The sequence below is a fragment of the Parvimonas sp. D9 genome (assembly GCF_035282565.1).
Taxonomy (GTDB): Bacteria; Bacillota; Clostridia; order Tissierellales; family Peptoniphilaceae; genus Parvimonas; species Parvimonas micra.
Window position 1 is genome coordinate 46,573 of sequence record NZ_JAYKBM010000007.1, and the last position, 20,891, is coordinate 67,463.

Sequence of the window (20,891 nt, forward strand, 5' to 3'; positions counted from 1 at the left end):
CAAAAGATGAGTGTTATAAAATCAGCAAAAACTGTTGAAGAAGCTGTTAAACTTGCATTGAATGAATTAACAGCTGATATTTCAGATGTTGATGTTAAAGTAATTGAAAAACCTAAGAGCGGTTTTTTGGGCTTCGGGTCAAAAGATGCTTTGGTTGAAGTTACATTAAAAGACGAAAAAGGAAAAGATATTAAAGAAAATAAAGATAGTATCGAAGAAACTTGTTGTAAGGATGAAGTTTTTGTTAAAAGTGATGATTTAAAAAAAATTGAAGACTTTTTAAAGGATTTAATTTTAAAAATGGGAGTTGACGGTGAAATAGCTTCTGATGAAGATGAAGAAGCTGTTAATTTGTATATAAATAAATCTGATGATTTTAAGGCTTTGATTGGAAAATCTGGAGAAACTTTGGAAAGTATTCAATATATTGTAAGTATTTTTGCAAGAAGACATACTTCTTTGGAAAAGAGAGTTTTTTTAGATATAAATGGATATAAGAAGAGAAAAGAAGAATCAATCAGAGAAATGGCAATGACTTTTGCTAAAAAATCTATAAGATATAAAAAAGTTATGAGACTTAGACCTATGAATGCTTACGAGAGAAGAATTGTTCACTCAACTTTACACAATATGAAAGGTGTATTTACAGCGAGTGAAGGTGAAGAGCCACATAGAAAGGTTGTTATCAAACCGAAATTTTAATATGCAATTATAAAGAACGTTTATTACGTTCTTTTGCTTTATTGTGGAACAACAAGGTTCTTATAGAAGGAGAAAATATGGAAAATACTATTGTTGCTATTGCTACTGCTACAGGTGAATCAGGTATTGGAATTGTAAGACTTAGTGGTGAAAAGTCGATAGATATTGTAAAAAATTTTTTTAAGCCTTATGATAAAAAAGAAATAGATGAAAAATCCAATAGAATGATGAAATATGGACATATTTACGATAAAGATGAACTCATTGATGAAGTTATGGTTTGTTTTATGTTTGCACCTCATACATATACGAGAGAAAATATTGTTGAAATTTTTACTCATGGGGGTATTGTTTGTCTTAAAAGGGTTTTGAATTTATGTCTTGAAAACGGAGCAGATTTAGCAGAAAAGGGAGAATTTACAAAGAGAGCTTTTTTAAATGGCCGTCTTGATTTATCTCAAGCTGAAGGAGTTATTGACTTAATAAAGGCAAAGACAGAATTTTCTCATAAGAGTGCAATTAATCAACTTGAAGGACATTTGAGTAAGAAGATTAAAGAGTTTAGAGAAGAACTTTTAGATATTTTAAGTTTCGTCGAATATTCTATCAATTTTACAGAAGATATGCAGGAGGAATTGCCTTTTGATAATCTAATTTTAAAGACTGAAAAATTAATGGCTGAAATGGAAGAATTACTTGGAGAGTCTAATAAAGGAAAAATTTTAAAAGACGGCATTAACGTTTCAATAATTGGTAAGCCTAATGTTGGAAAGTCTTCCCTACTAAATAGAATTTTAAGACAGGAAAGAGCGATTGTAACGGATATTGCAGGAACTACAAGAGATTTGATTAAAGAAGACATTGAGCTTTCAGGAATTAAGTTAAATATAAATGATACTGCAGGAATCAGAGATACTGCTGATGTAGTTGAAAAAATTGGAGTACAAAAATCTATCGAAGCAAGTGAAAATTCTGACTTAAATTTGGCTTTATTCGACATTTCAAGAGAGCTTGACGAAGAAGACGAAAAGATAATAAATCTTGCAAATACGACTAAATCTATTGGAATTTTAAATAAAGTAGATTTGGATAAAAAATTGAATGAAGAAAAATTGAAAGAAAAGGTAAATTTTGAGTTAATAGAAATTTCTGCACTTAAAAATGAAGGCATTTCAAAACTTGAACAGGCGATTATAGATATGTTTTTCGATGGAAAAATAGAGATTAAAGATAAGGCTTTAATCACAAATGTAAGACATGAAAACAGTCTAAAGAGCTCATTGGAATATTTAAAATCTTTCTATGCGGATTTAAAAAATATGGTACCTATCGACTGTTGTGAGGTTGATTTAAGAAGAGCTTACGAAGTGCTTGGAGAAATTATCGGAGAAAATATTTCCGAAAATATCTTGGATAATATCTTTTCAAATTTCTGTATAGGAAAATAAAGACGGTGAAAACCGTCTTTTTTTGTGGGATGGATTAGTTTGCTGTAGTTGATGTATCTGCGATACATTCACTTATGCTTGAACACAAGCATAAGTGTGAGATCTCCGCAGTCGATTGTACTCAAATCAAAGATTTGAACAATCTTTGCGTCAGACCTACTATTACTTGTAAACAAGTAAAGTTAGGGCTAGATTGACTACACTTCGCTATACTACGTTTCGCTCAAGATGACGTATAAAGGAAATATCTTCGTTTGATAGCTTAACATTAAAAGTAAATAATCTTTAATTTTCTTATAAAATATTAAAAAAAATTTTTTATATTCTTTAATATGATATATAATTTAATTTTATAGTAATAATTCACGTCATAGCACTTTGAAGAGGAATGCTCCTAACACATCATCTTGATTGTAGTGTAAGCGTAATGAAACCAGCCATAACTTTATTAAAAGTTGCATATAAAACAAAATAATTCACGTCAGAGTACTTTGCAAAGAAATGATTCCTGACACGTCATCTCGACCGAAATGAGTGAAACGAATGAAGTGAATCTAGCCCTAACTTTGTTTACTTGTAAACAAAAGTAGGTCTGACGGGGTCGTTGTATCTTTGATACAATGACTCTGGAGATCTCATAAAGCCACTTAATTGTGAATTAAATATTTTTAGTCGGTTATTCTTAATTTTATTTATGATATTTCCATAATCTATGTATCTATGATACATTTACTTTTCCTAAAGCAAAAGTATGAGATCTTCGCAGTCTATTGTGCTCAAATCAAAGATTTGAATAATTTTTGCATCAGACCTACTATTGCTTGTTTACAAGCAACAGTATTTCTGAAAGAAATCAAAATAAATTATTTTATGTATCTACGATACATTACTTTTGCTAAAGTAAAAGTATGAGATCTCTCCATTTCGCTTACGCTACAGTCGAGATGACGTATAAAGGAAATACCTTCGTTTAGTAACTAGACGTTAAAAGTAAATAAAATTCAAAAATCATTTAAGCATCGCATAGAAAACAAAAAAGTTCATGTCATAGCACTTTGAAGAGAAATGTTTCTAACATGTCATCTTAATTGAAATTAAAAGAATATATACATATCTTTTTTTATAAAGAGTGTAGAAAATAAAAAAACTCATGTCAAACACTTTGAAGAGGAATGCTCCTAACAAATCCACCATTATATAAAAACTCACAAAAAACTATTGACATATTATATTATACGTTATATAATATAATCAAAATAAAGTATTAAGAGGTGAAAACCATGAATATCTTAAAAGAATCAAGAAAACAGATGATAAAATTAATTTTGACAACTATAACCGGAAACTTCGGTAGTTCTATTTTGTCTTTTATAATTGGACTTTTGATTTTGAAAAAGACCGAATCAGCTTTGAATTTCGGTATTTCTCAAATAATAGGCCCTTTGGTTGCACTTGTTTTACTTCCTTTTGTAGGAGGAGTTGTAGATAAATACAATAAGAAGATTGTAATTGTAATTGCTCAGCTTTTTAGCATTGTAAGTTTGATTTTATATGCTCTAAGTTTAAATTCTAATACTGAAACAAATTTAATTAATACCTATATGTTATTAATTTGTTTAAGGGTTGCTGATCAATTTTTAAATAATTCTTTTTCATCTTCTACAAAGAAACTTGTATGTGAAGAGCATATTCAAAAGGTAAAATCTTTTGAGCAAATGGCATCTTCAGGAGTTTATATAATTTCTCCAATTTTAGCTGTTTTTTTACTTACAAAATTGGATTTAATTCATTTTGTACTTTTGGAAGCGGTAATTGAATTTATAACTATATTGATTGTACTTTTTATAAATTTTGATTTTATAAAGACAGAAGTGATAGAGAATAATGAAGAACAAAAAGTTTTAAAGATGTTTGTAGAAGGTTTAAATTATATGAAAGATAAAAAAGCTTTGGTCTTTATTATCTCCTTTGCGATGTTTATAAATTTCTTTTTTTCATCAGTTTCAATTGGCCTTCCCTATGTTTTGATTAATGAAATTAAGATTTCAGATTATCTTTACGGGATTATAAACACAACTTTTCCGGTGGCAGTAATAGTTTCATCAATAATTTTATCAATGATGAAGGACATTAAAGCTCCTTTGGAATTTTCTTTTAAATGTATTAGAGGGCTTTCAGGATTCTTGATACTTTTGGGAATTGCATTATTATTTAAATTTAGTATCTTTTCATATTTTATAATATTTATGATATTTGCTTTTGGAGTTAATTTTATTGCAAATTTTATAAATACTCCGGTAATGGTTTGGTTTACAAAGGCGGTTCCCCTTGAATATCAAGGAAGAGTTTTCAGTATTTTGGGAACAGGTTGTCAACTTCTAATGCCACTTGGAATATTATTTTATTCGTTTTTATTTGATAAATTTAAAAGTGGATATATATTTATATTTTCAGGAATAGCTTTAATGGTGCTTATAGTTCTTCCATATATGTTAAAAGTAGATTTAAAGATAAATAAATTTTAAGAAGTCCCCCTTAAAATAATTTATAAAAAAATGAGAGTTAGCGAAACTCTCATTTTTTAATAATTTAATATATCTTTTAATTTTCCAAATATTTTGTATTCAACTTTTTTAAGTTCTTCAATATTTCTTACTCCAAGAAGCAACATAATCATCTTAGTTTGATAGATTAGAGATTTTAAATAATCTTCGGCGAATTTGTATCCTCCATAAACTAAATATCTTAAAACCTCTCCTGCAATAGCAGTCATATCGCTACCTAGTATAATAGCTTTTGCAATATCTTCTCCGGTTTTTATTCCGCCGGAACCGATTAGAGTAAAGTCTTTTGAAATATTTCTACAATCTATTATACATTTTGCAGTTGGAATTCCCCAACCATAAATATTCGTAAAATCTAAATCCGTTCTTCTTAAATTTTCAATTTCAATGAAATTTGTTCCGCCAAAACCGCTGATATCAATGTATTTTACACCTACATTCAACAACTTTTCACAAGTTTTTTTAGAAATACCGCAACCTGTTTCTTTTACGATAACGGGAACATTCGAGTTTTTAACGATATTTTCAATATTTTCTAAAATTCCGGAAAAATTTCTATCTCCTTCAAACTGAACAATCTCTTGAGCAGGATTCAAATGGAGAGAAATTGCATCGGAATTTAACATTTCAACGGCTTTTTTTACATCGTCAAGGCTTGATAATGCTGAAAGATTTGAAATTACTATATTTTTTTTATCTAAAATATCTTTTACCACTGTAAAAGTTTCTACAAGTTCTTCATCTTGTAGTGCAACTTTTTGACTTCCAACTTCAAATGCTATATTAAAATTTTTGCAAAGTCTCGCTAAATCCTCATTGACATCGTATGAAGTTTCCGCACCTCCGGTCATTGCATTTATGATAAGAGGAAAAGAAAGTTTTTTTCCTAAAAAATTTACTGATGTATCAATTTCTTTAAAATTTAAATCGGTTAATGCAAAATGTTCGATATACACATTTTCAAATAGAGTATTTGACTTAAAGTTGCTCTTTAAAAAATTCTCTAAATGTTCTTTTTTTCTCTCGTTTTCCATATTCACCTAAATTATCTGTTATTATTTTTATTGTTCTTGTTGTTTTTATTATTGTTGTTTTTGCTATTATTACTATTATTTCTATTGTTAGTATTATTGTTTTTATTGTTATTATTTTTTGTATTTGTATTATTTTTATTTTTGTCAGTATCTACTTGAGAACTTCCACTTTTGTTTAGTAGATAATCACTAAACATTTCTTTAACAATAGCATTTAATTTTGAACGATCCGGAATAAAATAACTTGTATTATTTATATATGCAGATTCTCCCGGAACTATTTGAGTATTGATTTTATCTTCACTTAAATTGCTCACCTTTAAAGACAATTTTGCAATTGTTGAAAAAGGAATGTTAGTATTTACAGTCTTTTTAACAACTTCTAAAATTTCAGGAATTTTTGCGATATTTTTAGCTTTAGTCAATTCTTTAACCAATGCCTTTATAAGTATTTGTTGAGCTTTAACACGACCTACATCGCCCTCTTTATATCCTGCTCTAAATCTTGCAAATTGTAGAGCTTGTTTTCCGTTTAGAACTTGTTTACCCGGTTTTAAGTGAACATTGTCTTCAGCAACGTCAACTTGAACAGGCACGTCAACTTCAACACCGCCAAGCGCATCTACAATATCTTTAACTGAGAAGAAATTAACTCTTACATAATAGTCAATATCTAAGTTTAAGAAATCTCTCGTAGTTTTCATAGCAAGTTTAAGACCGCCAAAATGATGAGCATGATTTATCTTATCAAGTTTTCCGTTAACCATAACTCTGGAATCACGAGGGATTGATAAAATATCAATCTTTCCTGTGTCAAAGTTAACTTTACACAAGATCATTGTATCAGTTCTGTTTTGTTCGGTTGTAGCTCCACTGAAATCATCACTGTCTAAACCTAAAACTAAAAATAAAAGTTCATTTTCAACACGTTGTTCAATATTATTTCCTTCTCCTAAATCACTACCTACAAATTCTACCTTTGAAGTCAATTCCATAATATCCAAAACTTTATTTGCAACCCAAAAGATACCTGCAAACAGAGCCAAAGATAGAATAAAAGTTATTATAAATTTCTTTTTCATATAAAACTCCTTACTTTATCAATTTACTAATCACTTTGAAACTAGAATGTTCTGATGTTTTAATTAAATCAAAAAGTATAGTTTCAACATTAGTAATACTTGCTCCCATTTCTTTAATCAAATCCAATCCGTCTTTATAATTTTCCGGATTTCTGGATCCGACTGTTTCAAAAGGAACAAGAATTTCAAAATCTCCCTTTAAATCTTTAATTGTTTGATATACACAAATATGTGTCTCTACACCTACAACAATAATTGAAGTTTTTCCTTCATCTTTAAGTTTTAAAACTTCTTCTTTAATAACTGCATAGGCTGAAAAACTGTTCTTTGAAAAATATTTTGCTTTTGCATCGTTTAAAGAATTTTTAATTTCCAAAACAGTTTCGCCAAGTCCTTTAGGATATTGTTCGGTATAAATTATAGGAATATTAAGTTCTTTACAGGACTTAATTAAGATATCCGTGTATTTTATAATATTTTCATTGTTTTGTATAACCGGCATTAATTTTTCTTGAATATCTAATACCAGCAAAATTGTATTTTCAATTTTCATAAAAATCTCCATATTCTAAATTAAATAATTATTCCATTATAAATCTTTTTTTAATTTGAATTCACAACAAGAACCTCAACCTTCCAAGATGCTTCGCATCGAGTGGTTCCCGGGAACCTTGTTGTTTCACAATAAAAATACAGTTTTACTTATAGTAAAACTGCATTTATTATACATTATATACATTTTTTTTTCAACTAAAAACCAAATATTTTAAAATTTTATGATATTTGAAATGTTTATTTTATTATTTTATAGTAAACTCTTGAAGTTATTGAGTAGATTATAAAGTAAATTACTGAAAAGCATAGTACAATTGTGGCAAAACTCATTGTGAAAATTTTTATGTTATTAAAGCCAAGTCCTCCAAGTATATTGTATAGGATTGGAAAGGCGAATATTGAGTGGATTGTCGCTACTACAAGTGGTAGGAAGAAAATCCACAGTATTTGTACTCTGAGGCTCTTTTTGATAATTGAGTCAGGAAGACCTACATTTTTCATTATGTGGTAATTTTGTTTATCTTCAAAGCCTTCAGAAATTTGTTTATAATATGTGATTAGCACAGTTCCTGTTATGAAAATTAATGCAACTATCATTCCGAAAAATAATAGACCGCCATTTAGTTCATAAGCAAAAGCATCAACTTCAGTTTTTGAAGACAAAGAATGACTAAATATATCTTTTTGTTGAACAAATATGTCATAATCTATGTGTAATCTCGTATAAAAAGCTTCCTTGTCAGCAGACTCTAAATCAAAATTAAAATCTAGGTTATATTTTAATTGTTTTTCATTATAATTAAAAGTATATTCTTCTAACATTTTGATAAAAGTTTCATTATCTTTTACAATAATTATCATCCCTTCAGCAGATATGCTCATAGGAAATAAGTTTTTTACTTTTACTAATTTATAATTCTTTCCGGCAAAATCCATACTGTCATAATTATTAAGCTTTTTAGAGTTAGAGGAATATATCACCTCATCGTCATTAAGAGTATAATTAGTATTGTTATTTTTATTAAAATCTTCCAATGTTTCAACGATTAAAAATGCTGATAATTCTTGTCTTTTACCCAAAGGAGTAATCTTTCCATTTTCATTTATTACAGGATTCATTGTAGTCTTTTTAACTGTTAGATTTTTAATTTTTTCATCTTCTTTTAATACTCTGTTTAAAATATTTAAGATTTCTTTTTTCCTTTCTTCTCCATTTTCTAATATATCTTTATTATTTCCTGTTACTGAGGATGATAAATAAAAATCATTAGGATGGATAGAATCTGTAAGGTCTTTTATACTTGAATTTATAGTCAATGTTGTAGCTAAAGTAACTATAATTGAAGTTGAAAGAAGTGTAATACTTGCAAGTGAAACTGCATTTGATTTCATTCTGTATAACATCCCTGATATTGAAAGGAAATTTTTTGCTTTGTAATATAAATTTCTATTTCTTTTTAATAATTTTAAAACTAAAATACTAAAAGCGATGAATACCAGATAAGTACCGATTATTACAGCAATAACAGCAGGAAAAAACGCAAAAAAGCTACTTAGATTCCCCTTTGATGTAACTGAAAGATAGTATCCGGCACATAGAATTATAAAGCCTAAAGTTCCAAGGATAAACTTACTTTTCGGTTCTCCCTCTGCCCTTTTTTGCTTTGAAAGAAGTTCTATAGGAGTTGATTTTCCAATTCTAAATATCATTGTTAAATATATCAATATAAATATTATAGCTAAGAATATTAAAGTCAATATTGCAGAAGAAATTGAAAAATTATAGTCCATTATTTTTGCAGTCATATTTTTAGTTATTTTGTTAAGTAGAACAAATGCTAATTTTCCAAGAACAAATCCACCTGTTATTGAAAAGAAACTAACTGTCAAAAAGTTTAGTATATATTCTATTGAAATAATTTTAGCAATATGTTTTTTCTCTAAACCTAAAATACCATATAGGGCAAATTCCTTATTTCTCCTCTTTGCTAAAAAGCTGTTGGCATATAGGATAAATATAAATGTGAAAATTCCAACTATAAAAATTCCAAATTTTATAAGGATTGCTACATATTCATGATTTTTTTCTATATAATGATTTTGTCCAAGGGAAGCCATTACGAAAAATAGAGTTCCCATAATACTACTTGCTATTAAAAATGGAGTTAAAAGCAAAGCATTCGCCTTCATATTTCTAAAAGCAAATTTTGAAGCCATTTTACTTTTCATAGTTATTCACCCCGTTTAACATGATTTGAGCTTGATTTATTTTTTCAGCAAAAGTTAAGTTGTCGTCACTACCTTTATAAATTTCGTGATAAACTCTACCGTCTTTTATGAAAATTACTCTTTTTGCAAAAGCAGCACATTTTACAGAATGAGAAACCATTAAAACTGTTTGTCCACTGTTATTTATATCGCAGAAAGTTTTCATAACTATATCTGCGGACTTTGAGTCCAATGCTCCTGTTGGCTCGTCTGCAAGAAGCAAATCAGGTTTTGTGATTATTGCTCTTGCTATTGCAACTCTTTGTTTTTGTCCGCCTGAAACTTGATAAGGATATTTATCCAAAACTTCACTTATCTTTAAGAGAGGAGCTATCTCTCCTACTTTTTCATTCATTATAGCTGGTTTAATATCTGATAAAACAAGTGGAAGATAAATATTATCTCTGTTTGAAAAAGAGTCTAACAAATTAAAATCTTGGAAAACAAATCCCAACTTTTCACGTCTAAAACTTGCAACTTCTGAATTGCTTAAAGAATTTACATTCTTTCCTCCAATAAAAACTGATCCTTCAGTTGCCTTATCCAATGTTGCTATTATATTTAAAAGAGTAGTTTTACCACTTCCTGATTCTCCCATAACTGCAATAAATTCTCCTTTTTCAACAGAAAAATTCACATCTCTAAGGGCTTCAGTCTTTACACGTCCCATTCCTCCATAAATCTTTTTTAAATTTTTAACATCTAATATATTCATAATTACCTCCAAAAAATATTATTTTCGTTTACAATAATATTTTAGCAAAAATTTTTAGGCCAAACATTTATCTAATATTACAAAAACAAAAATAACCTTACAATTTTGTAAGGTTATTGAAATGTTAGGGATAAAAATCCTTTATTTAATCTATCTACGACATTACTTTTGCTAAAGCAAAAGTATGAGATCTTTCGACTTCGTTACACTTCGCTCAAGATGACGTATAATGGAAATATCTTCGTTTGATAGCTTAACGTAAATGGTAAATAAACTTCAAAAATTTTTAAAAATTGCATAGAAAATAAAATAATTCACGTCATAGCACTTTGCACTGAAAATCCCCCAACACGTCATCTCGACCGAAATGAAGCGAAGCTGAGTGCAGTGGAGAGATCTCATAAAGCCCTTTAAATAATGAAATTTCCATTAGTCTTACATTATTTTTCAACTAATTTAAAACTCTCGTCAATTAAGCTCTTGATCAAATCCAAATCCATATCCGAATCCAATAATATTGTAATCCAGTATTTTTTATTCATATGATATGCAGGGAAAAAATGCTTTTTATCAATTAGACTTTCTATAAGTTCCGGATTAAGTTTTACATTCAAAACATCAATCTTTCCACTTTTATCAAGTCCCAAAGTCTTGTATGGAATGGACATAAAAATTCCATACCATTTTTTACTATTTGAAGTCTTTATCGTCGCATGATTATTATCTTCCCAAGGCTCTTCAGGAATTGTTCCGTATTTTTCCTTTACATAGTCAAGTAATAATTTTCTATAATCCAAAGATACAAAACAGCTTTTTACAATATCTTCAATAAGTTCATTAACTTTTTTTCTAATTTCTGAAACGAATTTACCTTTGCTGTCTGAAACATTAAACAAAATATATTCCTCATTAAAAGGCAATTCAATAACATTTACCTCAAAGAACTCTTTTCCTATTTTAACAATCGCATTAAAATTTTCTACATCAATACCTGATTGCAAAATATAATAATCCTCAATCTTTGAAAAACCATATTTAATTGCAAGTTTAGAATTAAAAATATTTTTATCAAATATCTCATTATAAAACATAAAATTCTCCTTATTAGTAATCTAATTTCAAAATTTATTTAAAAATTGTATAGAAAACAAAAAATTCACGTCAAAGTTCTTTGCAAATAAATTCTCCCAACACGTCATTTCGACTGTAGCGTAAGCGTAATGAATTTAGCTCTAACTTTGTTTAAAAGTTATATAGAAAATAAAACAACTTACGTCATAATGCTTTGAATATAAAATAATCCAAATACGTCATCTCGACTGTAGCGTTAGCGGAACGGAGAGATCTCAACTATTGCTTGTTTACAAGCAATAGTATTTCTGAAAGAAATAAAAATTAAAATTTCTAAATGTATCTACGATACATTTACTTTTGCTAAAGCAAAAGTATGAGATTTCTCCACTCCGTTACACTCCGGTCGAAATGACGTATAGGGGTTAATCGTTGTTTAAGAGCTAGACGTTAAAAGTAAAAAAAATTCAAAACTCCTTTAAAAGTTGCATAGAAAACAAAACAATTCACGTCATAGCCCTTTGAAAAGTAGAGCTCCCGACACGTCATCTTGAGCGTAGTCGAAAGATCTCAACTATTGCTTGTTCACAAGCAATAGTAAGTCCTGCAAAGGACTCGTATAACAATCACCAATCTTCTGATAAATCTCTTAATTCAGGATTTAAAGATTTAATCAAGTCAAATTTTTTCTCTCTATTCCATTTTTTAACTGTTTTTCTCTTGCAATAGCATCTAAAGCATATTCTGTAGTTTCGTAAAATAATAATACATTCAAATTATATTTTTTAGAAAAGCCATCAATTAATTTGTTTTTATGTTCATATAATCTTCTTTCAATATTTCTTGTGACACCAATATACAAAACATTTCTAAAATTATTAGAAATTATATATACATGAAACATAATTTTCTCCTAATCTATATTAAAATAGCTATCACAAAAGTTTAACCACAATTTTTTATAATCACTGTGAGATACAAGTTTTAAGTCTTTTATAGTAAAGATATTTCTTTTCTTTGCTTGAGAAACAAAGTAGTTGGTATCATCGTCAAACTCAATTTCTATGGCATGAACAGTTTTAAAATTATTTAAAAAAGCAATAAATAGCCTTGTATGCCCATCAACACAGATATATCCCTCATCGGATTTTACAACTTGAATTACAATATCCTTCGAATTTTTAATAAAACTTTTAAGGGCATTTAATTTATCTTCATCAATGTAAAATTGAGAAGGTTGAATTTTATCAACTTCTAAAGTTAAAACTCGCTTCTTTTCAAAAGAAATAATTTTTTTATTATTCTCATCAAAAAAATTATTTATATGTGGAGAATAATATCTGAAATATTCAATGAGTTTTTTAAAAAATTCTCTATTTTTTCCTTTCACAAAAGCACTGTCACTAGAAATTATTTCAATTTCATAAGGTTCTTCGTCAATTAAAAAGGCTCCCCTTTGATTTAAAACAATTTGTGAAAATATGGGATTATTATAGTCTGTAACTCTTTTAATTTCCATTTGTTTTTCCTATATATGCAAATCTCTATTTTTTAATATATTTTTTTCACCAAGTAATAAATTTCTTAAAAATTTTTCTAAAAATTCTGTAGTCTCAAAAACACCATTTTTTAAATCATTGTAATTTGCTCTGACCAATGCATTTCTAAAATACCAAGAATGTTCTGAAAATAACTCATTTCCAACCTCAAAGCCAAGAGTTTTAAGATATTTTATAAAGAAAACAGCAGTTGTTCTTGTATTTCCCTCTGCAAAAACATGTATTTGCCATAGTTTTGACACAAAAAGAGCTAAATGCTTTATTATCTCATCCATATTCAAATTTTTGTAATTAAAACTTTTTTCTTGAGATAAATCATACTCTAGAGTTTTAAAAAGTTCGCTAAAACTTCCATAAGTAACACTTTTTTCATTTAAAATCCACTCTTTTTTTGTGATATTATATTCTCTTATTTGTCCTGCATGAGAGTAAATACCTTTAAATAATCTATAGTGAATGGATAAATATTCATTTGGTGTAAAAGAAAAAGCAGGTTCTGTAATAATTCTTGTAATTCGTAAAGCTACTTCATCAGCTTCCTTATTTCTCTCTTTATCTCTGCTAGGTTTTTCTTCATAATAAGCAGTAATCATTTTTTCAGCTTGCTCTAGGGATATTTCTCCCTCAATATTTTGTTTTGCAGTTTCAATTAAATATTTTGAAGGCTTAATTCCGTCAACATCTTGAAGTCCGATACCGATACTCCAAGCATATGCTTTTTCTTTTTTTTCAGGTTCTGTATGTTTAATATATTCTTCAAAAAAATCTTTTTCCATAATTTTTTCCTAATCTATATTAAAATAGACTTTTACGCTTGTTCCTTCGCCTAATTTTGACTCCAATTTAACTTTTTGTCCGAGTTTATCCAAAATTTGTTTAACTAAAAATAGCCCTATTCCTGTTGATTTCTGATTTTGTCTTCCGTTAAATCCTGAATATCCCTTATCAAAAATTTTTGGAAAATCCGAATCCTTAATTCCAATTCCATTGTCTTTTATTTCAAGATAGTTTTCTTTTTCGTTAAAAGATATTGAAACAATCCCATTCTTAGTATATTTTATTGCATTTGATAAAAGTTGTTCAATTACTACCATACACCATTTGCTGTCTGTAATTACTTTTACATTAAGCTTTTCATATTCAAGTTTTATATTGTTTGAAATAAAGAGAATGGCGTATTTTTTGATTAAAGGTCTAATAATATCGTCTAAATTCACAAGTGAAATGTCCATATCCGTATTGTGATTGGCCATTTTAAGATAACTTAAAGCCATATTTGTATAGTCTTCAATATAAATCAACTCTTTTTTTATATTTTTTACATTTTCATTTTCAATATCGCCATCACAGATTAATTTACCTGCAGTTATTGGAGTTTTAATCTGATGAATCCAAATTAAAAAATACTCTTGTAATTCTTTTTCCTTTGCTAGGAAGTCATTTCTTAAATTCAAATTAGTTTCTTGCAATTCCTGTATCTGAGTTTTTAAATTTTCCTCTTTTTTATTTAAAAATGCCATAAATACAAGATATACCGTATAGAAAAAAACTATTATTTCAAAAGTTAAGAAGTAACTTTCAAAGCTTAAATTCATAAGTAAAAAAACAACCCAGAATACTGATAATATAAAAATTGTTGTTACCGTTACAGGTAAAATTTTTGAAATATAATTTTTAAATTTATCCATTTTTACTCCGTTTTAGAATTTAGATAATATCCACTTCCCTTTTTGGTTTGGATAAAATCATTTAGTTTAATATCTGCAAATTTTTTTCTAAGTCTTGTTATATTGACTGCCAAAGTATTATCGTCAATATAATCATCTCCATGCCAACATTTTTCCATAATTGACTCCCTTGAAGCAACTCCGCCTTTGGCTTTAAAAAGAGTTTCTAAAATCATTGTTTCAGTGTTTGTAAGGGAAATTTCGTTGTCATTATATTTAATGATATTTTTATCCATATATAGAAACACATTTGCAAAACTTAAAAATTCAAAGTCCTTTGTAAAATCATAGCTTCTTCTCAAGATTGCTTTGATTTTTGCCAAAGTTACATTCAAATCTATCGGCTTAGTTATATAGTCGTCAGCTCCGAATTGAATACCCATTACAATATCGATATTTTCACTCTTTGAAGAAATGAAAATAATCGGAACATTTGAATGTTTACGTATTTCCTCACACCAAAAATAACCATTATTATATGGCAACATAATATCCATTAAAACCAAATGTGGTTGGTATTCGACAAATTCTTCGACTATTTGATTGAAATTTGAAATCCCCTTTACTTCATAATTCCAAAGTAAAAGTTCCTTTTTCAACATTTCAAATATATTTTCATCATCTTCGACAATTAAAATTTTCAAAAATATCACTCCTTTGAGTATTTTTTAAATTATTAATATTAATAGAAAAATTTATTAGCTCTTAAAAGGTTAATTGTATTAACTATTTTTTGAATATTGCTTTTTGAAGAATTCAATTCAAAATAAAATGAAAAAGCAATATTTTCCTCTGAAGAGTTTTTAATTTTGTTTTTTATTGTTTCCTTTTCATCAAAAAATTCATTTTTAAAATCCAATAAAAAATTTTCTACTCCATAGACATCATATTTTAAATTAAGAGATTCAAGACTACTAAAATTATATGACAAAGCTTGTTCCTTTTTTAATTTTGAAGTTATGGCTATATTAAAAAATCCAATTTCAATATCACATAATCCATTCAAAGTTAGGACTTTTATCGGATAAGCTTCCCGAATCCAATTTCCATTTTCTATATGATAATGGTCATTATACCAACCAGAGTCGATAGGTAAACTTTGATTTTTTAGTGATGAAGTTAATACTTCTGCAATTTTTTCTATATTTGAATAAAAATTCTGTAAATCATTTAAAAATTCCATAAAACTCTCCACTTAAAAATTTAAAAAATAGTTTATCTTCTTATTATTAACTAGATAAATTGATTCTAAAATAATTCTTTTAAATAAGTATAGCATAATTATTATTTTAGTTAAAGTAAAATGTAGTCATCTAAAAGCAAATATGGTAGAATTATTATAATAAAATTAAATTAGAAATAGGAGTAAAAAATGAAAAATAAATTTGGAATATATTTAATGATAGGAATAATTTTTATATTGTTTTTGTGCTCAGGCTTTTATATAGCCTATACTGTCTTATCTTATAATGATTTATACATTGGTACATATATATTTTTTTCTTTATCAATTTTAGGTTATTTCATTTTAGCATATATTATTCTTACTAGAATTCTTTTTAAATTAAAATTTCACAACGAAATTATTTGTTATTTTGAGGGCGATAAGTTATACACTTCAAATCATTTATTTCCTATTGATACAGATAATATTGAAGGTGTAAAAATTATATCTACTTCTAAATATAGAAGCAATCGTGCTTATAAGGTAGCTATCAAATTAAAAGGTAGATTTTTTAGATATACTTTTGGAATCGGACATATTTCAGAGGATAAAGAGCAAAAAAAATATGACTATTTTTTAAAGGAATTAAAAAAACGTCATATTGATTATGAAATTAAATAAATATTACAATACAAATTTATAGATGCATTTATGAGTTTCGTTGTCGTTTATTCTCATATCATTATCTTCGGGCAATTCAAAGATGCCTAAAAACTCTCCATTTAGGTATTCACATATCTTATTTGAAGCGTGGTTATCGGGATTTGTAGTGATATACAAATATTCCATATCATGCTTTTTTGCTAGTTCAAAAAGGAGCTTACAGGCTTTTGCTGAATAGTGATGACCTCTGTATTCTTCGTAAATTGTATATCCTATATTTCCACCATAATGTAGACCTTCGCTATGCCCAATTCTCAAATCACATTTTCCTAATTTTTGTCCTTTTAAGTCGCATATATAAAAACTATAGGCAGGAACCCGATTAATAGCTAAATTTCCAGGATAAAATTTATCTAAAACTAATTGTATTTCATCATTTTGTAAAAAAGAAGTATCTAAAAATTCCATTAATCCACCTCCAAATTGATTTATTACATTTTACCAAATTTTAAAGAAAAACTCTACTTGTTAAGATAAGTATTTACTTTTAACGTCTGGCTATTAATCGAAGATTTTTCTTTATACGTCATTTCGACCGAAACGTAGCAGAGCGGAGTGCAGTGAATCTAGCCCTAACTTTGTTTACTTGTAAACAAAAGTAGGTCTGACGGAGTAATTGTATCGTTAGATACAATTGCTCTGGAAATCTCACACTTATGCTTGTATATAAGCATAAGTGAATGTATCGTAGATATATTAAATAATTAAATCTTCAATACTAATTCCCCCATAAAAAAACAAAACCATGTCGGTTTTGTTTTTCAAAATTTATTATAGACTTTGTGCAGCGGTAATTACTGCAAGTTTGTAAACATCTTCTTCATTACAACCTCTTGAAAGGTCTGAAATAGGTTTGTTAAGTCCTTGTAGGATTGGTCCTATTGCTTCAAAACCTCCAAGTCTTTGTGCAATTTTGTATCCTATATTTCCTGATTGTAAATCCGGGAAGATAAATACATTTGCATGTCCTGCAACTTTTGAGCCTCTTGCCTTTTGTTTCCCTACTGACGGAACTATTGCTGCGTCAAATTGTAATTCTCCGTCTAATGACAAATCGGGTGCCAATTCTTTAGCCATTTGTGTAGCATCTGCAACTTTTTGTGAAAGTTCGTGTTTTGCAGAGCCTTTTGTTGAGAAGCTAAGCATTGCCACTTTTGGATCTATTCCGAATAATTCAGCAGTTTTTGCAGTTTCAACGGCAATTTCAGCTAATTCTTTTGCTTCTAAAGTGATATTGATAGCAATGTCTGCAAATACATATCTTTCGCCATTTTTTCCAAGCATTACCATTGCTCCGCTTGTTCTTGAAACATTTGGTTTAGTCTTTACAATTTGTAGAGCAGGTCTTACCGTATCTCCTGTTGAGTGAACAGCACCACTAACCATTCCGTCAGCTTTTCCAACTTGTACCATCATTGTTCCATAGTAATTTACATCTTTTAAAAATGTTTCAGCTTCTTCTTTTGTGTTTTTGCCTTTTCTACGTTCAACAAATTTTTCAACTAATTCATCAAAGTCTTCTGCTTTTAAAGGATCAATGATTTCAATATCATCGACACAAACATTTAATTCTTTTGCAGTTTTTTTGATTTCTTCAACATTTCCTAAAATTATTGGAGTTACTAAACCGTCTTTTTTTAATCTAACACAAGCTCCTAAAACTCTCCTATCTTCTCCTTCAGGAAATACAATTCTCTTATTCGTTCCTTTAATTTTTCCTGTTAATTCTTCAAAAATATTCATAATTACCCCCTACATTATTAATTCCACTTTTTTATCATTTACTATAAATTCAACATCATCAACTCCGGACATATATTCTCCGTCAAAGTTAATCTCGACATTCTTTGAAATAACTTTGATTTTCTTTGCTTTGAAGCAAGAAGTTATATCCTCATTTACATGAGTTGCATTTATAATTGTCTTTATTTTTTTTATTATATCAAATTTTGATTTGTATTTAATAGCACATATGTCTAGAAGTCCATCTTGCATATCGGCATATGGCAATATATTAATTTTTCCACCATATTTACTTCCAATACCTATGGCTATTAGAAAATAGTCATCTTCATATTCAACATCGTCAATAATTAATTTATATCTCTTTCTCTTGTGATGAAATAGAGCTAAAGCTATTGCTATTTTATAAGCAAAGCCACTTTTAATGATTTTTTTTACTTTTAAGGCATATTCATTAACTTCTGCATCAAAACCTACAGATGCGATGTTGAAAAATGACTTATCTAAAAATGAGCCATAATCAACAAGTATTGTACTTCCCCTTATAATTCTCTCCATACAAATTATAAAATTACAGGACTCATTTAAACTGTTCATATAATCATTTCCTGTGCCCGCAGGAATTACACCAAGTTTTAAATTATTTTTTATAGCCACATCGCCAACTTCGTTGATAGTTCCATCTCCACCAACTGCAATTAATTCATTAAAACCGTCTTTAACTGCATTTTCAGCAATAAAAACGGATTCACCTTCTTTGGTTGAGCATTTAATATCATAATCAAAATCTAAGTTTTTATCCTTAAGATAATTTTCTATAGCATCTTTAAAATCAAATTTTTTAAAACCTGATGCGTTAGGATTTAAAATAAACATTAATTTTCTCATTATTTTTCCAATGCCATCCTTAATGCTTCAAACTCTTCTTTTGATAATTCTTGATTTACAGAACCTGATTTTACTTCTTTCGCATAAGTTATACAGCTTTCTCTACCATAGATAGTTGTTAATAACAGACCGTTATTAAAGCCGTCTAATAAGGCTATTGAGTAAGACAGTTTGTTTTTTAAATCGTGGAAAGCATCATATTTTACGAAGCCGATTTTTTGTATCGGGAAAGCAAAACTTTTTTTTGCCTTTTCTACTTCGTATGCAAGTTCATTTACTTTTTTATCCATTTCAAAGATGTCTTGTGAGTGAGCTTGAATTAAATCTCCCATATTCAATTCTCCTCTACCTCTCAAAAGCATATCATATTTTTTCTTTTGAAGACTTAGTTTTTTACTTATTTGATTGAATTGATATAAAATAAATAACAAGACAAATAACACTAATAACAAGAGTATTCCTGAATGTGAATTTAAAAATTCTAATATTGCATTCACTATTTTTTATTCCTTTCTATTATATTTATCAAAGCATTTACACAGTTTTCAACATCATCAATAGTATTAAAATAACCGAAACTGAATCTAATTGCTCCAAGTTCATCCGTACCTAAAGACTTGTGTGCCAGTGGAGCACAATGAAAACCCGGTCTTGTATAAATGTCAAATTCGTCACTTAAGATATAGGAAACTTCAGAGCTGTCCATATCTTTCACATTTAAGCTCACAACGGCGCTCTGTCTATCATCTAAAGTTCCATATAAAATAATATCTTCATTATCTTTTAGTAAATCTATAAAATGATTTTTTAATTGCATTTCATGATTTCTTATATTTTCAAGACCTACTTCATTTATAAAGTCAATTCCTTTACTCAAAGCTACAATTCCAATACCATTTGGAGTTCCGCTTTCTAAACTGTCAGGATATAATTCTGGTTGATCTATGCTATGAGAATAACTTCCTGTACCCCCTTGTTTTAATGGCTTAACAGTAATTCCTTCCTTTATATATAGAGCACCTGTTCCCATTGTACCAAAAAGAGCTTTATGTCCCGGGAAAGCGAGTAAATCTATATTCATATCTTGAACGTCAATATCCAAAACTCCAATAGATTGTGCAGCATCTACAAGAAAAAGTATATTATTTTCTTTGCAGAATGTTCCGATACTCTTTATATCTACAATAGTTCCAAAAACATTGGATACATGAGTAGTTACAATCATTTTAGTATTTGGAGCTACTGCTTCGCATACCTTTTGAGGATTTACATAACCTTGTTTATCCGCATAGACAATACTTAAATCAATAATGCCATCTTTTTTCATTTGATTAAGAGGTCTTAAAACTGAATTATGCTCCATTGACGTCGTAATTACGTGATCACCCTTTTTTAAGACTCCTTTTATGGCTAAGTTTAAACTGTCCGTGCCGTTAAAAGTAAAAATTACATTAAGAGGTTCTGTCCCATTGATTAATTTACAAATTTTTTCTCTTGTTTCGTAAATTTCCGAATCCATCTTCATTGCAAGTTTATGACCGCTACGTCCCGGATTTCCTGCATAGCCTAAAGAACATTCCATAATTTTATCGGTTACTGTTTTAGGTTTAGGGAAAGTTGTCGCTCCATTATCTACATAAATCATAA

General features: G+C 28.4%; 21 protein-coding genes. 4 read left to right on the forward strand and 17 right to left on the reverse strand.

Annotation, left to right across the window (positions count from 1 at the left end):
• Positions 1-6: 6 nt before the first annotated feature.
• The 3 genes from jag (at position 7) to VJI94_RS06810 (ending at position 4,675) form a co-directional block, all read left to right on the forward strand.
• Positions 7-702, forward strand: a complete 696-nt coding sequence (gene jag / locus VJI94_RS06800; RefSeq protein WP_029949630.1) for an RNA-binding cell elongation regulator Jag/EloR — start codon at positions 7-9, stop codon at positions 700-702.
• Positions 703-779: 77 nt separating this feature from the next.
• Entirely contained in the window at positions 780-2,150 is a 1,371-nt protein-coding gene (gene mnmE, locus VJI94_RS06805; RefSeq protein ID WP_324008794.1) for a tRNA uridine-5-carboxymethylaminomethyl(34) synthesis GTPase MnmE, read from the forward strand.
• A gap of 1,280 nt (positions 2,151-3,430) precedes the next feature.
• Positions 3,431-4,675: an MFS transporter gene (locus VJI94_RS06810; RefSeq protein WP_324008795.1), complete on the forward strand. Its 1,245-nt coding sequence runs from the start codon at positions 3,431-3,433 to the stop codon at positions 4,673-4,675.
• A 56-nt stretch (positions 4,676-4,731) separates the two neighbouring features.
• Here VJI94_RS06810 and fni read toward each other — a convergent pair whose 3' ends face one another.
• From fni to VJI94_RS06870, 12 genes are all read right to left on the reverse strand, one after another.
• Complete coding sequence (gene fni / locus VJI94_RS06815) at positions 4,732-5,748, reverse strand: type 2 isopentenyl-diphosphate Delta-isomerase (RefSeq protein WP_324008796.1); 1,017 nt, start codon at positions 5,746-5,748, stop codon at positions 4,732-4,734.
• Between the two features lie 11 nt (positions 5,749-5,759).
• Entirely contained in the window at positions 5,760-6,830 is a 1,071-nt protein-coding gene (locus VJI94_RS06820) for an LCP family protein (protein ID WP_324008797.1), read from the reverse strand.
• Between the two features lie 10 nt (positions 6,831-6,840).
• Positions 6,841-7,383, reverse strand: a complete 543-nt coding sequence (locus VJI94_RS06825) for an isochorismatase family protein (protein WP_324008798.1) — start codon at positions 7,381-7,383, stop codon at positions 6,841-6,843.
• A 239-nt stretch (positions 7,384-7,622) separates the two neighbouring features.
• Entirely contained in the window at positions 7,623-9,614 is a 1,992-nt protein-coding gene (locus tag VJI94_RS06830) for an ABC transporter permease (protein ID WP_324008799.1), read from the reverse strand.
• Positions 9,604-10,368, reverse strand: a complete 765-nt coding sequence (locus VJI94_RS06835) for an ABC transporter ATP-binding protein (protein ID WP_324008800.1) — start codon at positions 10,366-10,368, stop codon at positions 9,604-9,606. The genes VJI94_RS06830 and VJI94_RS06835 overlap by 11 nt, the downstream gene beginning before the upstream one ends.
• A 440-nt stretch (positions 10,369-10,808) precedes the next feature.
• A complete protein-coding gene (locus tag VJI94_RS06840) occupies positions 10,809-11,459 on the reverse strand; it encodes an MmcQ/YjbR family DNA-binding protein (protein ID WP_324008801.1) in 651 nt (216 codons plus the stop codon).
• A gap of 653 nt (positions 11,460-12,112) precedes the next feature.
• Positions 12,113-12,343: a GIY-YIG nuclease family protein gene (locus tag VJI94_RS06845; RefSeq protein ID WP_324008802.1), complete on the reverse strand. Its 231-nt coding sequence runs from the start codon at positions 12,341-12,343 to the stop codon at positions 12,113-12,115.
• 9 nt (positions 12,344-12,352) lie between these two features.
• Positions 12,353-12,958, reverse strand: coding sequence for a ParB/RepB/Spo0J family partition protein (locus VJI94_RS06850; protein ID WP_324008803.1), 606 nt, complete (start codon positions 12,956-12,958; stop codon positions 12,353-12,355).
• 9 nt (positions 12,959-12,967) lie between these two features.
• Positions 12,968-13,774 (reverse strand): Fic family protein, encoded by an 807-nt coding sequence (locus VJI94_RS06855; RefSeq protein WP_324008804.1) that lies wholly within the window; start codon positions 13,772-13,774, stop codon positions 12,968-12,970.
• A 9-nt stretch (positions 13,775-13,783) separates the two neighbouring features.
• Positions 13,784-14,686, reverse strand: a complete 903-nt coding sequence (locus VJI94_RS06860; RefSeq protein WP_324008805.1) for a sensor histidine kinase — start codon at positions 14,684-14,686, stop codon at positions 13,784-13,786.
• Between the two features lie 2 nt (positions 14,687-14,688).
• Positions 14,689-15,369, reverse strand: coding sequence for a response regulator transcription factor (locus VJI94_RS06865; protein WP_324008806.1), 681 nt, complete (start codon positions 15,367-15,369; stop codon positions 14,689-14,691).
• A 38-nt stretch (positions 15,370-15,407) separates the two neighbouring features.
• Entirely contained in the window at positions 15,408-15,908 is a 501-nt protein-coding gene (locus VJI94_RS06870; RefSeq protein WP_269752569.1) for a hypothetical protein, read from the reverse strand.
• A 189-nt stretch (positions 15,909-16,097) separates the two neighbouring features.
• Between VJI94_RS06870 and VJI94_RS06875 the strand changes: the two genes are divergently transcribed.
• Complete coding sequence (locus tag VJI94_RS06875; RefSeq protein WP_323988774.1) at positions 16,098-16,571, forward strand: hypothetical protein; 474 nt, start codon at positions 16,098-16,100, stop codon at positions 16,569-16,571.
• A 3-nt stretch (positions 16,572-16,574) separates the two neighbouring features.
• On the opposite strand, the gene VJI94_RS06880 is transcribed toward VJI94_RS06875, so the two are convergent.
• The 5 genes from VJI94_RS06880 to VJI94_RS06900 form a co-directional block, all read right to left on the reverse strand.
• A complete protein-coding gene (locus VJI94_RS06880) occupies positions 16,575-17,021 on the reverse strand; it encodes a GNAT family N-acetyltransferase (protein WP_324008807.1) in 447 nt (148 codons plus the stop codon).
• 363 nt (positions 17,022-17,384) lie between these two features.
• Entirely contained in the window at positions 17,385-18,356 is a 972-nt protein-coding gene (gene pta / locus VJI94_RS06885; RefSeq protein WP_324008808.1) for a phosphate acetyltransferase, read from the reverse strand.
• A gap of 9 nt (positions 18,357-18,365) precedes the next feature.
• On the reverse strand, positions 18,366-19,244 hold the full coding sequence (locus VJI94_RS06890; protein WP_324008809.1) for a diacylglycerol/lipid kinase family protein: 879 nt from the start codon (positions 19,242-19,244) through the stop codon (positions 18,366-18,368).
• Positions 19,244-19,741, reverse strand: a complete 498-nt coding sequence (locus VJI94_RS06895) for a DUF4446 family protein (RefSeq protein WP_004832429.1) — start codon at positions 19,739-19,741, stop codon at positions 19,244-19,246. The genes VJI94_RS06890 and VJI94_RS06895 overlap by 1 nt, the downstream gene beginning before the upstream one ends.
• Positions 19,741-20,889, reverse strand: a complete 1,149-nt coding sequence (locus VJI94_RS06900) for an aminotransferase class V-fold PLP-dependent enzyme (protein WP_324008810.1) — start codon at positions 20,887-20,889, stop codon at positions 19,741-19,743. Before VJI94_RS06900 ends, VJI94_RS06895 begins: the two co-directional genes overlap by 1 nt.
• Between the last annotated feature and the right edge of the window lie 2 nt (positions 20,890-20,891).

Excerpts from the sequence above, each read along its gene's own strand:
- jag (WP_029949630.1), top strand. The coding sequence starts at position 7 with ATGAGTGTTATAAAATCAGCAAAAACTGTTGAAGAAGCTGTTAAACTT.
- mnmE (WP_324008794.1), top strand. The coding sequence starts at position 780 with ATGGAAAATACTATTGTTGCTATTGCTACTGCTACAGGTGAATCAGGT.
- VJI94_RS06810 (WP_324008795.1), top strand. The coding sequence starts at position 3,431 with ATGAATATCTTAAAAGAATCAAGAAAACAGATGATAAAATTAATTTTG.
- fni (WP_324008796.1), bottom strand. The coding sequence starts at position 5,748 with ATGGAAAACGAGAGAAAAAAAGAACATTTAGAGAATTTTTTAAAGAGC.
- VJI94_RS06820 (WP_324008797.1), bottom strand. The coding sequence starts at position 6,830 with ATGAAAAAGAAATTTATAATAACTTTTATTCTATCTTTGGCTCTGTTT.
- VJI94_RS06825 (WP_324008798.1), bottom strand. The coding sequence starts at position 7,383 with ATGAAAATTGAAAATACAATTTTGCTGGTATTAGATATTCAAGAAAAA.
- VJI94_RS06830 (WP_324008799.1), bottom strand. The coding sequence starts at position 9,614 with ATGAAAAGTAAAATGGCTTCAAAATTTGCTTTTAGAAATATGAAGGCG.
- VJI94_RS06835 (WP_324008800.1), bottom strand. The coding sequence starts at position 10,368 with ATGAATATATTAGATGTTAAAAATTTAAAAAAGATTTATGGAGGAATG.
- VJI94_RS06840 (WP_324008801.1), bottom strand. The coding sequence starts at position 11,459 with ATGTTTTATAATGAGATATTTGATAAAAATATTTTTAATTCTAAACTT.
- VJI94_RS06845 (WP_324008802.1), bottom strand. The coding sequence starts at position 12,343 with ATGTTTCATGTATATATAATTTCTAATAATTTTAGAAATGTTTTGTAT.
- VJI94_RS06850 (WP_324008803.1), bottom strand. The coding sequence starts at position 12,958 with ATGGAAATTAAAAGAGTTACAGACTATAATAATCCCATATTTTCACAA.
- VJI94_RS06855 (WP_324008804.1), bottom strand. The coding sequence starts at position 13,774 with ATGGAAAAAGATTTTTTTGAAGAATATATTAAACATACAGAACCTGAA.
- VJI94_RS06860 (WP_324008805.1), bottom strand. The coding sequence starts at position 14,686 with ATGGATAAATTTAAAAATTATATTTCAAAAATTTTACCTGTAACGGTA.
- VJI94_RS06870 (WP_269752569.1), bottom strand. The coding sequence starts at position 15,908 with ATGGAATTTTTAAATGATTTACAGAATTTTTATTCAAATATAGAAAAA.
- VJI94_RS06875 (WP_323988774.1), top strand. The coding sequence starts at position 16,098 with ATGAAAAATAAATTTGGAATATATTTAATGATAGGAATAATTTTTATA.
- VJI94_RS06880 (WP_324008807.1), bottom strand. The coding sequence starts at position 17,021 with ATGGAATTTTTAGATACTTCTTTTTTACAAAATGATGAAATACAATTA.
- pta (WP_324008808.1), bottom strand. The coding sequence starts at position 18,356 with ATGAATATTTTTGAAGAATTAACAGGAAAAATTAAAGGAACGAATAAG.
- VJI94_RS06890 (WP_324008809.1), bottom strand. The coding sequence starts at position 19,244 with ATGAGAAAATTAATGTTTATTTTAAATCCTAACGCATCAGGTTTTAAA.
- VJI94_RS06900 (WP_324008810.1), bottom strand. The coding sequence starts at position 20,889 with ATGATTTATGTAGATAATGGAGCGACAACTTTCCCTAAACCTAAAACA.